At 44.0% G+C, this 12,312-nt stretch carries 11 protein-coding genes; 1 reads left to right on the top strand and 10 read right to left on the bottom strand.

What is annotated here, in order from left to right; translation table 11 throughout:
• Positions 1-39: 39 nt before the first annotated feature.
• Complete coding sequence (locus V4C51_RS09135) at positions 40-237, bottom strand: hypothetical protein (protein ID WP_330925850.1); 198 nt, start codon at positions 235-237, stop codon at positions 40-42.
• Positions 238-370: 133 nt separating this feature from the next.
• Here V4C51_RS09135 and V4C51_RS09130 point away from each other — a divergent pair, with 133 nt between their 5' ends.
• Positions 371-2,152 carry a trans-sulfuration enzyme family protein gene (locus tag V4C51_RS09130; RefSeq protein WP_330925849.1) on the top strand — a complete coding sequence of 594 codons (1,782 nt, stop codon included), beginning with the start codon at positions 371-373 and terminating at the stop codon, positions 2,150-2,152.
• A 252-nt stretch (positions 2,153-2,404) separates the two neighbouring features.
• Here V4C51_RS09130 and fbaA read toward each other — a convergent pair whose 3' ends face one another.
• The 9 genes from fbaA to V4C51_RS09085 form a co-directional block, all read right to left on the bottom strand.
• Entirely contained in the window at positions 2,405-3,484 is a 1,080-nt protein-coding gene (gene fbaA, locus V4C51_RS09125) for a class II fructose-bisphosphate aldolase (protein WP_330925848.1), read from the bottom strand.
• 443 nt (positions 3,485-3,927) lie between these two features.
• Positions 3,928-4,395 (bottom strand): hypothetical protein, encoded by a 468-nt coding sequence (locus V4C51_RS09120; RefSeq protein ID WP_330925847.1) that lies wholly within the window; start codon positions 4,393-4,395, stop codon positions 3,928-3,930.
• 388 nt (positions 4,396-4,783) lie between these two features.
• Positions 4,784-5,242: a hypothetical protein gene (locus tag V4C51_RS09115; RefSeq protein WP_330925846.1), complete on the bottom strand. Its 459-nt coding sequence runs from the start codon at positions 5,240-5,242 to the stop codon at positions 4,784-4,786.
• 513 nt (positions 5,243-5,755) lie between these two features.
• A complete protein-coding gene (locus tag V4C51_RS09110; protein WP_330925845.1) occupies positions 5,756-6,214 on the bottom strand; it encodes a hypothetical protein in 459 nt (152 codons plus the stop codon).
• A gap of 547 nt (positions 6,215-6,761) precedes the next feature.
• The gene (locus V4C51_RS09105; RefSeq protein ID WP_330925844.1) at positions 6,762-7,223 is read right to left on the bottom strand and encodes a hypothetical protein; all 462 of its coding nucleotides are present in this window, start codon (positions 7,221-7,223) and stop codon (positions 6,762-6,764) included.
• 507 nt (positions 7,224-7,730) lie between these two features.
• On the bottom strand, positions 7,731-8,189 hold the full coding sequence (locus tag V4C51_RS09100; RefSeq protein WP_330925843.1) for a hypothetical protein: 459 nt from the start codon (positions 8,187-8,189) through the stop codon (positions 7,731-7,733).
• Between the two features lie 527 nt (positions 8,190-8,716).
• Positions 8,717-9,175 (bottom strand): hypothetical protein, encoded by a 459-nt coding sequence (locus V4C51_RS09095; RefSeq protein ID WP_330925842.1) that lies wholly within the window; start codon positions 9,173-9,175, stop codon positions 8,717-8,719.
• A gap of 497 nt (positions 9,176-9,672) precedes the next feature.
• Positions 9,673-10,143: a hypothetical protein gene (locus V4C51_RS09090; protein WP_330925841.1), complete on the bottom strand. Its 471-nt coding sequence runs from the start codon at positions 10,141-10,143 to the stop codon at positions 9,673-9,675.
• A gap of 758 nt (positions 10,144-10,901) precedes the next feature.
• Positions 10,902-11,372 carry a hypothetical protein gene (locus tag V4C51_RS09085; protein WP_330925840.1) on the bottom strand — a complete coding sequence of 157 codons (471 nt, stop codon included), beginning with the start codon at positions 11,370-11,372 and terminating at the stop codon, positions 10,902-10,904.
• Positions 11,373-12,312 lie beyond the last annotated feature (940 nt).

The following is a 12,312-nucleotide window of genomic DNA, read 5'->3' as shown; positions in this document are numbered from 1 at the left end:
GGAGCCTGTAAATAATTCTGTGTAAACGCCATTACTTGTTTACACCTTGATCCGGTCTGGAAACATAATTTCAAACCGGTTCATGGCTGACTTCCAGTCCCTGACGGGCATTGTCCACATTATCCACAAAGACGCCTTTGAGCGTCTTTTTGCTATGGCCATTGCGGCTGTTGTCGGCGTTTTTGTCTTCTGGAGTCTACTTTGAGTCACCAGAATGGGCTTCGGCTCATCAGCCATAGCACGCTCTAAACCCCGGTCAGCCTCCTGAGAAAACCATATAAAACCATACCAACAATAAAGTAAAGTTACAGAACTTACCCTCTAAAGCTGTTACATTGAGCATTGAACATAAAGCCAACAGGGGGTGAATATGGATCATCCAGATCAGACCCGAGCCATGCGAAACCTCTCTCCTGCCCGCAAAAGTACTACGGCTAAAAGTGCCAGTAAGCTTGCGCAGGAGCAGCTGATTCATTTCGGTATAGACCCTGCCTCAGAGTTTGGTCAGGCTCTGCAACAAGTCGCCGCCAACCTTTATCAGAGTGCCGGACATATCGGCCACCTGGCAGAAATAACACAGGCGACCCTTGATAAGTTACCTAAATCAGATCGTGTCAGTTACTTCAATGCCAAAAAATTTCTTTGCTTCCAGCTGGCAAAATTAATTGACTCCCTGCAACCTGGTCTGCGCAACACCTACAAAACCCTTGGCTTTGACAGTCGCACTCATCTAGCCAAAGGTGACTATCCTTTATTTGCTAACGTTGGCACCTTGTTTTCCTCATCGCCGGCTATTGTGCGAACCGCCACCTACCTTTATGCCTGTTCTGAGTGGGTTGATGATGCTTTTCACGGAAAAGAAAGCACTCACCCTATCTATTCAAGGTTGCTAAACCCTACGTCTATTGCGCTATCCAATACGATAGTCGAGCTTGAGGCAGGCCCATACTCCGGTGAATATCTCGCCTGGAACTTCAATAGCGGTATGGCCGCTATTGATGGTATTTTGAGTAACCAGCTAAAGCGGGATGATATCTTGATCGTCTCAAGGAATATCTACGGTGGCAGCCATCAGCTATTACATGATTACTTTGCCAGGGAAAATCGGCTAAACATTACCCTTGAGTGGTTTGATGGTTACAGTGGGGATGAGTTTGATAAACGCCTGCTGGCAGTTCGGAAAAAATATCAAAGCCAGCTCAACTCAGGCACATCGTTGCATATTTATCTGGAGTCTCCCTGTAACCCTCATGGTTATATGCTGGATGTATCTGCCATTTGCTCATTGGCTCACCAACATGGGCATACAGTAATGCTGGACTCTACACTGGCAACGCCTATTCTTAATAAACCGCTCCAACGTCATAACCCTCAGGAGCGTCCAGATTATGTTATTCACAGTTATACCAAAGACCTTGCCGGTAGCGGCAACACAACAGCCGGCGTTGTTATTGGTGAAAGTCACAAGATGTTTATTCCGAAAGGAACAAAACACAAGGGTATAAGCTGGGAGCAAACACTGTTCTGGGATGTTTATTATATCAAAGGTGCTTTCCTGGATGCTGACAAGGCGGCTGAGGTACTTAACGGTATCAAAACACTGGAAAACCGTGTGTTGTCCAAATGTATTAATACCCTGATATTCACCCGTTATCTTGATAGCCATCCGGTCATTTCAGTGAATAGTCATGGGTTGGATAACCACCCAAACGCAACACTACGAAAAAAACTGCTGTATCTGGGACTTCCAAGCCCGCTGTTTTCCATCGATTTTGAGAAAGCGAATATTCCAAGAGATACTTTTGTTCGTTTTTTTGATGCGCTGTCCCCGGGCTTTGGGCACATGGTGAGCCTTGGTCAGAATGACACCCTGATGCTCTGTCCGGCACTCACTTCCCACTCAGAGCTAAGTCCAGAGGCATTGAAGCAGGCTGACATTCATCCCACCACTATAAGGGTTGCCATGGGGGGGGAGAATCCAAGGGATCTGATCAGTCATTTTCGAGAAGCGGCAAAAGCGCATTTAAACAGCAATGGAGAGGACTTTTCTTCAGGTTTTATGAACCAACAGGCCCTTGAAGAACTTATCAGTTCTACCACCGTTGATGTCTATAAACAGCACCTGGAATTTCAGGCTCAGATGGCTCACTAAAAAATGGTGGTCATCTGGTTTCCTCGCTGGATGAAATGGTTCTAAGCCAGACAGTGGTAAAAGCTCTGGCCCATAACGTTAGTGGGTCAGATGTTTGTTTTTGCTCATCCTGACATTGCTGATAAATGATCCGCTCATCCGAGTAGAAGGAGAGTCTTCAGTTCCTTGAATATACGCCGGGTGTTACCAGGGGTGAGGCCAGGTTCTAATGTCAACAGAACCTGGAATTAACGTTTAAAGCACAGTTAATCGTTAAAGCGCATCAACGGCATTCAGGTCAGTGAAAGCCTGCTCAAGGCGGGCAATCATGCTATTTTGACCAGCACGCAACCATGCGCGTGGATCATAGAATTTTTTGTTAGGTTGATCGTCCCCTTTAGGGTTGCCGATCTGCCCCTGCAAGTAATCCTTATGGCTGGTGTAGTAATTGAGTACACCGTTCCAGGTGGCCCATTGGGTGTCTGTGTCGATATTCATTTTGATGACGCCGTAGTCAATGGCCTCACGGATTTCTTCCAGGGTAGATCCCGAACCACCATGGAAAACAAAATTCAGGGATTTAGCTGGCAGGTTGAATTTTTCGGACACATATTTCTGGGAGTTGTCCAGAATCTTCGGGGTCAATACAACATTTCCGGGCTTATAAACACCGTGCACATTGCCAAAGGAAGCAGCAATGGTAAATCGTTGGCTGATGGCACTGAGCTTTTCGTAAGCGTAGGCCACATCTTCCGGTTGGGTATAAAGCAGGGAGGAGTCCATATTGGTATTATCAATACCGTCTTCCTCACCGCCTGTACAGCCCAGTTCAATTTCCAGCGTCATGTTGAGGCGTGCCATTCGCTGCAGGTAAGTGGCACAGATATCAATATTTTCTTCCAAAGACTCCTCAGATAAATCAATCATATGGGAGCTGAATAGGGGCTTGCCAGTCTGCTCGAAGAAACGCTCGCCTTCATCAAGGAGGCCATCAATCCAGGGGAGTAGTTTCCTGGCTGCGTGATCCGTATGTAAAATCACGGGTATACCGTAGCTTTCGGCTACAGCATGAACATATTTGGCCGCTGCGATGGCGCCAATAATCTGGCTGTGCTGACCATCGAGCTTCAGACCCTTTCCGGAAAAGAAGCCGGCTCCGCCATTGGATAGTTGAATAATGATGGGGGCTTTAACTTTGGCGGCCGCTTCGAGAGCGGCATTGATGGAGTCGGTGTTAACACAGTTTACACCAGGCAGTGCAAACTGGTTTTCTCTAGCTATTTCAAAGACTTTTTGTACGTCATCACCCGAAATTACACCGGGCTTTACAGCATGGAGGATCTTTGCGGACATAAGGCGTATCCTGCTTTAGTGCTATCAGAATCGGTATCTGGCAATAGTCATTGGTCTCGAGAAACTCGAAACCCTACAGTTGTCATGGTTGTTCGATGGGGTGACACTATACACCATTACATGGAGATGCAATAAGGGCTTTTCAATAAAAATGACAAAGAAGCTGATTCAGATAGAAGGAGCGTCTTACACTTGAATTAAGCAGTTGACCGTTTAAGGAGGAGATAATTTAATTTGTGTAAACGCTTGTCGTTAACCCTCCAAAGACGAGAATAACAATGAGCGTTACACAAATTAAATTACATCCTCATTTTAGCCGAAATTGTCTTAAGTCCGACAGGCTCCTGGCATCAATGAGTTCAGGGTGATGATGACCAGACAGTTCCGACCGGAGATTAACCCAAACTGCCGAGTGTGAGCAATAAAGCATGTGTTGAGATGCTTTAACTTTTTGTACAAGATATACCGCCCACTATGTAAAATTCATGGAAAAGTCTTCGAACATCTTTTCGGACGATGAATCCCTCAGACCCTGAACCGTTACACCAGATTCGCAGGGTAAATTTTTCCCTGTGAAAAATGCCTCCATGCTTAAGACTAATAATGGAAAAACCAAACCACCTATCATCCCAGCCAGTTTTTAAACCATCGTCCTCTATTTTGGTGTAGACATCTGCCTTTATTTCAACATAGTTTTCAGGGCTATATTTCGGAACAGTGATATTCAGTTTTTTGATAATGTCAACAGCCTCTCCCCAGGTGTCCAAAGATACTTTCGAGGTAACTTTGGTGCCGTCACCGTGGGGAGTTATGCTGTATACCTTGGCACTGGCTGTTGTTGTGTGCACAATGCACAAAAGAATGAAAGACAGCGCAGTCACTGAAGCGCATTGAATGCTTTTGTTAAACATAAGAAACCTCGTCATTTCAATTCTGGTTTTTAACTGACAACTCCGGCATGTGCAGGATGATCAATCGTAGATGCTAACTGGCTTGTGAAGTGGGTGAATAAAATACGTTTAGAAAAGTTCAGCAATCGATGCTGATGACTGTCGCATTCGCTACTGGGTAAAAAGCAGTAAACGATACACCTCACTTTAGATACGCTCCCGAGGTTTTTCAAACGGGTCAATTAGATAATAACTATAAACTTATAAAAGTTATAAAAAAGTACCTTTTAAAAGACATTTTATTTTTGATAGGGCGAATTTATAAAAGCTCAGCCAATCCGACTAGGAGCCTGTCGGGCTTATGCTTTCGAGCGTAAAGTTCAGTAGGGCGAGTCAGAATTGAGATGCATTACTGTTTTTTACAAGATATATCGCCGACTATGAAACCGTATTTTACTTCGCTACCAGAATGTTTTCGGACGATATACCCATCAGAGCCGCTATTATTACACCAGACCCGGAGAGTAAATTTTTCCTTGCCGAAAGGGCCTCCGTGCTTGGGATGAGACATGGAAAAACCAAACCAGCTAGCATTATTGGCAGCTTTTAATTCACCGTAATTCAACTTTATGTATACATCTGCTTTTATTTCAGCGTAACTTTTAACGCCATATTCCGGCACAGTAATATTCAGCTGGGTGACAACGTCAACGGCCTCTGAGCGCATACCCACATCAGAGGTAACCTTGGCACCACCATGACCCGTTACGCTGTATACCTTGGCATCGGCTGTCGCTGCGTGCGCAAGGCAAAAAAAAGCCAGAGACAGTGCAGCCACTGAAGGGCATTGAACGCATTTGTCAAACATAAGAAGCTCCGTCATTTCAACTCGGGTTTTTGACTGACAACACAGGAGCGTGCAGGCGGGTCAGTCGTGGATGCTCAACTGGACTGGTAAGCCTGGGAATAAAGTATGTTCAGAAGAGTACAGAAATGAAAATCTAATAATGCTTGCGTTTTCTCCTGAGTGAACAACAGGAAACTACGCGCCTAACTATAGAGACATTCCCGCGTTTTTTCAAAGGGGTTAACCAGATAAGGGGGTGGGTATAAAAAAATAACTTTTAGAAGAAACTGATTTTTGATCATCCCTATTGATAAAGGCTGAGCTAAGCCTGCTTCTCAGTATAAACAACAGGTTTTCTGTATTACTGAGCCTTGGCAGGGTATAACCTCGTGGTGACCTGTGCCGAAAAACGTCAGATTCTGCGGGCATCATCGTCAATGAGTTCAGGGTTATGATGACCAAAGGGCGCCGACACTGGGGAACCAGAAACAGTCGACAGTGTGGGCAATAATAACGCATTAGTTTGGGAACGCGTTACCCCTGTTCACAATATACACTCCCTACTAAGGGGCTACCTTTTCGAGGTTCATTTTTTCGGCCGATATACCCATAAGCGCCAGGGGCAAGACACCAGACATGGAGAGTAAATCTCTCCTTACCGAAATGCCCACCATGCGTAAGTTCAGTCATTTTATAATCAAAATAACCATTATTAAGATAGGTCCTTGTACCATTTTTAGGCAACTTATAGTAGAAATCTGCTTTTATTTCAACGTAGTTTTGTTCGCCAAATCGCGGAACAGTGATATGCAGCTCGCTGACACTGTTAACAAGCTCAGACGAATCATAATCCGTCTTGTAGGTAGATTTGGTGCCTTTACCGTGGTCAGTGACGCTGTACACCTTGGCATCAGCTGTCGCTGCGTGCGCAACGCAAAAAAAAGCCAAAGACAGTGCAGCCACTGAAGGGCATTGAATGCTTTTGTCAAACATAAGAAACTTCGTCATTTCAAATCGGGTTTTTGACTGACAACACAGGAATGTGCAGGCGGGTCAGTCGTGGATGCTCAACTGGACTGGTAAGCTTTGGAATAAAGTACGTTCAGAAGAGTACAGAAATAAAAATCTAATAATGCTCGCATTTTCTCCTGAGTGAAAAACAGGAAACTACGCACCTAACTATAGAGACATTCCCGCGTTTTTTCAAAGGGGCTAACCAGATAAGGGAGTGTATAAAAAAATAACTTTTAGAAGACAATTGATTTTTGATCATCCCTATTTATAAAGGCTGAGCTAAGCCTGTTACTCCATTATGCGTTAAACGCGCATGACTTTTAAGACTGCTTCTCAGTATAAACAACAGGTTTTTTGTATTACTGAAAAGACTTGGCAGGGTAAAACCTGGTGGTGACCTGTCCTGAAAAACGTCAGATTCTGCGGACATGAATAAGGTCAGGGTTATGATGAACAAAGGGTTCCGACCAAGGGGAGTTAAAAACTGCCGACAGTATTGGCAATAAAGCATATGTTTGGGGACGCATTACCCTTTTTTACAAGATATATTGCTTACTATGGGGTTTTGATCCAGAGGCATATATGCTCGGCGAATAGACGCACCAGAGCCAGGAGCATAACACCAGACACGGAGAGTAAATCTATCCTTACCGAAAAACCCACCAGGATGAAGTTCAGTCATATTATAACCAAAATAACCAGCAAACCGGGGCCAGGGTTCTATAGCACCTTTACCCAAATGCATGTATAAATCTGCTTTTATTTCAACGTAGTTTTTTTCGCCAAATTGCGGAACAGTAATATTCAGCTCGCTGATAGTGTTAACATACTCACTCAGATCATACTTCGTCTTGTAGGTAGATTTGGTGCCAGTACCGTGGTTAGTGACGCTGTACACCTTGGCATCGGCTGTCGCTGCGTGCGCAAGGCAAAAAAAAGCCAAAGACAGTACAGCCACTGAAGGGCATTGAATGCTTTTGTAAAACATAAGAAACTCCCTCACATCAATGAATGTTTCCGACTGACAACTACGGAATGGGCAAGTTAATCAGTGGTGGGTTAAGCTATTTGGCAAGCTTCTGAACAAAGTACCATTAGAGAGTACAGAAATGAAAAGCTAATAATGCTCGCGTTTTCTCCTGAGTGAAGAACAGGAAACTACGCGCCTAACTATAGAGACATTCCCGCGTTTTTTCAAAGGGGTTAACCAGATAAGGGGGTGGGTATAAAAAAATAACTTTTAGAAGACAATTGATTTTTGATCATCCCTATTTATAAAGGCTGAGCTAAGACTGCTTCTTAGTATAAACAACAGGTTTTTTGTATTGCTGAAAAGCCTTGGCAGGGTATAACCTCATGGTGACCTGTCCTGAAAAACGTCAGATTCTGCGGACATCAATGGGTTCAGGGTTATGATAACCAAAAAGCCCAACCGGTGGGAACCAAAAACTGTCGACAGTGTGGGCAATAATAACGTATTAGTTTGGGGGACGCATTACCCTCTTTTACAAGAAATATGGTTTACTATGGGGTTGCCTACTAGAGGCATACATGCTCGGCCAATATACCCACCAGAGCCAGGACGATAACACCAGACACGAAGAGTAAATCTATCCTTACCGAAACGCCCACCATGCGAAACATCACCCACCATTCCAAAATTAAAATAATTACCTTTCCAAGAACCTAAAAGATCGTAACCCAACCCAATGTATACATCTGCTTTTATTTCAACGTAGTTTTGTTTGCCAAATTTCGGAACAGTAATATTCAGCTGGCTGATAGTGCTAACAAACTCATCCGAATCATACTTCGTCTTGTAGGTAGATTTGGTGCCGGTACCGTGGTTAGTGACGCTGTACACCTTGGCATGGGCTGTCGCTGCGTGCGCAACGCAAAAAAAAGCCAAAGACAGTGCAGCCACTGAAGGACATTGAATGCTTTTGTCAAACATAAGAAGCTCCGTCACATCAATTACTGTTTCCGACTGACAACTACGGGATGGGCAGGTTGATCAGTGGTGGGTTCAGCTATTTGGCAAGCTTGGGAATAAAAGTACGTTCAGAAGAGTACAGAAATAAAAAGCTAATAATGCTCGCGTTTTCTCCTGAGTGAAGAACAGGAAACTACGCCTAACTATAGAAACATTCCCGCATTTTTTCAAAGGGGTTAATCAGATAAGGGGGTGTATAAAAAAATAACCTTTAGAAGACAATTGATTTTTTGATTTTTTGATTTTTGATAATCCCTATTTATAAAAGCTGAGCTAAGACTGCTTCTCAGTATAAACAACAGGTTTTTTGTATTGCTGAAAAGCCTTGGCAGGGTATAACCTCGTGGTGACCTGTCCCGAAAAACGTCAGATTCTGAGGACATCATCATCAATGGGTTCAGGGTTATGATAACCAAAAAGCCCAACCGGTGGGAACCAGAAACTGTCGACAGTGTGGGCAATAATAACGTATTAGTTTGGGGGACGCATTACCCTCTTTTACAAGAAATATGGTTTACTATGGGGTTGCCTACTAGAGGCAGACTGGCTCGGGCAATATACCCACCAGAGCCAGAAAAACAACACCAGACACGGAGAGTAAATCTATCCTTACCGAAATGCCCACCATGCGAAACATCACCCACCATTCCAAAATCAAAATAATTACCTTTGCAAGCAGCTAAAAGATCGTGACCCAACCCAATGTATACATCTGCTTTTATTTCAACGTAGTTTTGTTTGCCAAATTTCGGAACAGTAATATTCAGCTGGCTGATAGTGCTAACAAACTCATCCGGATCATACTTCGTCTTGTAGGTAGATTTGGTGCCGGTACCGTGGTTAGTGACGCTGTACACCTTGGCATGGGCTGTCGCTGCGTGCGCAACGCAAAAAAAAGCCAAAGACAGTACAGCCACTGAAGGGCATTGAATGCTTTTGTAAAACATAAGAAACTCCGTAATACAATTCCGGCTTTTGACTGACAACGCTCGCTCGGGCAGGATGGTAAGCCTTAGATGTTCAGCGGGCTTTGGAAGCTTCTGAATAAAGTACGGTCAGGGTAGCGCAGAAATGGAAGCCAAACATAAAAACGTCAAACACCGATGACTCAGTAAAAAACAGATTTTCCCTATCACTGAAAAAAACCCGACAGGTTACCAGTGTGTGGTGACCTGTCCTGAAAAACTACGGACGTTGAAGACATCGATGAATTCGATCATGACTATCGAATGGTACCAATGAGGGGAGCTGGAAACTGCCGACAGAATAATCAATAAGGATGTCGCTTCGCTCCACATGCTTTAGGTGGCGAATGAACGCCACCTAAGCAACACGACCTTCGGGGCAAAGCTTCGCAATGCCTGTGGTTGTTTCCACCACCAGGCTAACGCTCTGGTGAGGGTTTTGAGCCTGCGCTATTTGATAAAGCATGTGTTCAAACACATTACAACTTTTCACAAGATATGTGGCCTACTATATAACTTTGTTGTGGGTGGCGTTTAGATTTTTTTCTGACGATAAACCCATTAGAGCCACTACCGTTACACCAAACATGGAGAGTAAATTTGTCCTTACCGAAAGCACCTCCATGGGTAGGATCAGACATGGAAAAATCAAACCATCCACCTTTATTATTGGCAGTTTTTAAATCGCCTTTTCTCAACTTGTAATAGACATCTGCTGTTATCTCAATATTATGTTCACGGTCATATTTCGGAACAGTAATTTTCAGCTTGCTGACGACATTAACTTGCTCTTTCGTCGTCTCCCTTGACACCTTTGTGATAACGCTGGTGTTATTGCCATGGGAAGTTACATCGTATACCTCAGCATCGGCTGTCGCTGCGTGGACAATGCACAAAAGAGCCAGAGACAGTATAGTCACTGAAGGAAATTGAATGCTTTTGTAAAACATAAGAAACTCCGTCATTTCGATTCCGGCTTTTGACTGACAGCTTTGGCAGGGACGATGGTCAGTCGTAGATGTTCAACTGGCTTGTGAAGCTTCTGAATAAAGTACGGTTAGGGGAGTACAGAAATGGAAGTCAAGTAACGCTTGCATTTGCTCCTGAGTTAAGAACAGGAAACTATTCTCTTCACTATAGATACATCCCCGCATTTTTTCAAACGAGTTAACCCGATAGAATTTATAAAAGAAATAATTTATAGAAGATAGTTGACTTTTAATGGTCGAGCTGGAGTAATACAATAAGTTCAACCACCTAACCCGGATATTTCATAAACATGCTCCTGGCCTTGCTTGCTCCTTGCGGCTCTAAGGGCAGTTTATGAAATATCCGGGCTAAGCCAAGCCTTTCGTCCCATAAAAACAACAATTGTTGTATATATAGCTCAAGTACTCTCAGAAGATTGTCATTGCGTAAAAACCTGCCTAGGAGCCTGACCGAGAATAGACTACCCTACTGCGGTTGCGATAAATGGGTCTAAAAATTCCTGCTTCTTCATCAAATAGCCTCACTATTATCCTCAGAAGCAGAAATTTTTATCCTCAATTTCTCGCGATCCTCGCTAAGGGCACTATTCTCGGTCAGGCTCCTGGAAATACTTCAGACAGCGCGGTCATCAATGCACCTGGTCATGATGACCAAACGGCTCTAACCGGGGGGCAAAAATTGCCGATAATGTGGTCATAAAAGCATTTGCTTGGATGCATTACCTTTTTTTGCAAGATATATGACCTACTATGAAACTTTGTTCTGGTTGGTGAGTTGGTTTTTTTCGGAGAATAAATCCGTCAGAACCACTACCTTTACACCAGATATCGAGGGTGAATCTTTCCTTACCGAAAGTGCCTCCATGGCTAAGACCAGACATGGAATAACCAAACCATCCCTTTTTATTGTTAGCGGCTACTAAACCGCCGTAATTCAACTTATAGTATACATCTGCCTTTATTTCGATATAATTTTCACGTTTATATTCCGCAACAGTAATGTCCAGCTTGCTGACGACGTTAACACTCTCCCCAGAGCTTTCCATAGACACTTTTGGGATAGCGCTGGTGCCTTTACCGTGGGCCGTTATTTTGTATACCTGAGCATCAGCTGTCGCTGTACGCATAATGCACAAAAGAGCCAAAGACAGCCCGGCCACTGAAGGAAATTGAATGCCTTTATCAAACATAAGAAACTCCGTCATTTCGATTTCGGCTTTTGACTGATAACGTTGGCATGGGCGGTGGTCAGTCGTAGATGTTAACTTGCCTGGGAAGCTGGTGAATAAAATACGGCTGGACTGGAAGAGGACAGAAATGGAAGCCCGATGACTGTTTCATTCGTTACTGAGCGAAGAACAGTAAACGACACCTATTACTATAAATGTACTCCCGAGGTTTTTCAAACAGATTGACCAGATAAGGGTTAGAAAAAATAACTTTCAGAGGACAGTTGGCTTTTTATGGTTCGCATTTATAAACGCTCAGCCAGCTTTGTTGATCGAAAATTCTGACTCGCCCTACTGAATTTTATGCTCGAAAGCACAAGTCCGACAGGCTCCTGGTACATCAATTCAATGAGATTGACGTGTACCCTCTCCGTTCATCCTGAGCGGAGTTGAAGGGTGTTTGGCACGATCTATCATGGGCCGGAGTTTACGCCCTTCGATAGGCTCAGGACGAACGGAGTGCAGAGGCTTATGATAACGACAATCCATCAAACTCATTGAAACCATGTACTAGCCCGGATATTTCATAAACATGCTCCTGGCCTTGCTTGCTCCTTGTGGTTCTAGGGGCAGTTTATGAAATATCCGGGCTAGATCCAGAAGGTGGCGTCCTTATTTTGTAGTCACCATTATGCCAATATGCCAATATGTCGATCCGCCATTTTCTGACAGTCATGCTTGGGAATCGCTTTGAGCAATTGATGGAAAATATTAGTATGATGCTTCACGTTCCTTGATTCTTTAGCCGGGCAGCAGTGTTTCAAAGACCCATGTTTTGCGCAGGAACAGGCTATGGGTGAAGTCGGTGTATGTTCAGGTAAAAATACACCGTTTGTCACTCATATAACAGACGATTCTCTAGATCCAGCGTGTTTGTCTAGGAGCCTGACCGAGAATAGGC

The organism is Candidatus Sororendozoicomonas aggregata (genome assembly GCF_031528575.1).
GTDB classification, from domain to species: Bacteria; Pseudomonadota; Gammaproteobacteria; order Pseudomonadales; family Endozoicomonadaceae; genus Endonucleibacter; species Endonucleibacter aggregata.
The sequence above is the reverse complement of the archived record's forward strand: the minus strand, read 5'-3'. Positions and strand labels throughout refer to the sequence as shown.

What these genes read in the sequence shown, in the direction of transcription:
- V4C51_RS09100 (WP_330925843.1), bottom strand. Translation starts at nt 8,189, where the DNA reads ATGTTTGACAAAAGCATTCAATGTCCTTCAGTGGCTGCACTGTCTTTG.
- V4C51_RS09110 (WP_330925845.1), bottom strand. Translation starts at nt 6,214, where the DNA reads ATGTTTGACAAAAGCATTCAATGCCCTTCAGTGGCTGCACTGTCTTTG.
- V4C51_RS09135 (WP_330925850.1), bottom strand. Translation starts at nt 237, where the DNA reads ATGGCTGATGAGCCGAAGCCCATTCTGGTGACTCAAAGTAGACTCCAG.
- V4C51_RS09095 (WP_330925842.1), bottom strand. Translation starts at nt 9,175, where the DNA reads ATGTTTTACAAAAGCATTCAATGCCCTTCAGTGGCTGTACTGTCTTTG.
- fbaA (WP_330925848.1), bottom strand. Translation starts at nt 3,484, where the DNA reads ATGTCCGCAAAGATCCTCCATGCTGTAAAGCCCGGTGTAATTTCGGGT.
- V4C51_RS09120 (WP_330925847.1), bottom strand. Translation starts at nt 4,395, where the DNA reads ATGTTTAACAAAAGCATTCAATGCGCTTCAGTGACTGCGCTGTCTTTC.
- V4C51_RS09105 (WP_330925844.1), bottom strand. Translation starts at nt 7,223, where the DNA reads ATGTTTTACAAAAGCATTCAATGCCCTTCAGTGGCTGTACTGTCTTTG.
- V4C51_RS09115 (WP_330925846.1), bottom strand. Translation starts at nt 5,242, where the DNA reads ATGTTTGACAAATGCGTTCAATGCCCTTCAGTGGCTGCACTGTCTCTG.
- V4C51_RS09085 (WP_330925840.1), bottom strand. Translation starts at nt 11,372, where the DNA reads ATGTTTGATAAAGGCATTCAATTTCCTTCAGTGGCCGGGCTGTCTTTG.
- V4C51_RS09090 (WP_330925841.1), bottom strand. Translation starts at nt 10,143, where the DNA reads ATGTTTTACAAAAGCATTCAATTTCCTTCAGTGACTATACTGTCTCTG.
- V4C51_RS09130 (WP_330925849.1), top strand. Translation starts at nt 371, where the DNA reads ATGGATCATCCAGATCAGACCCGAGCCATGCGAAACCTCTCTCCTGCC.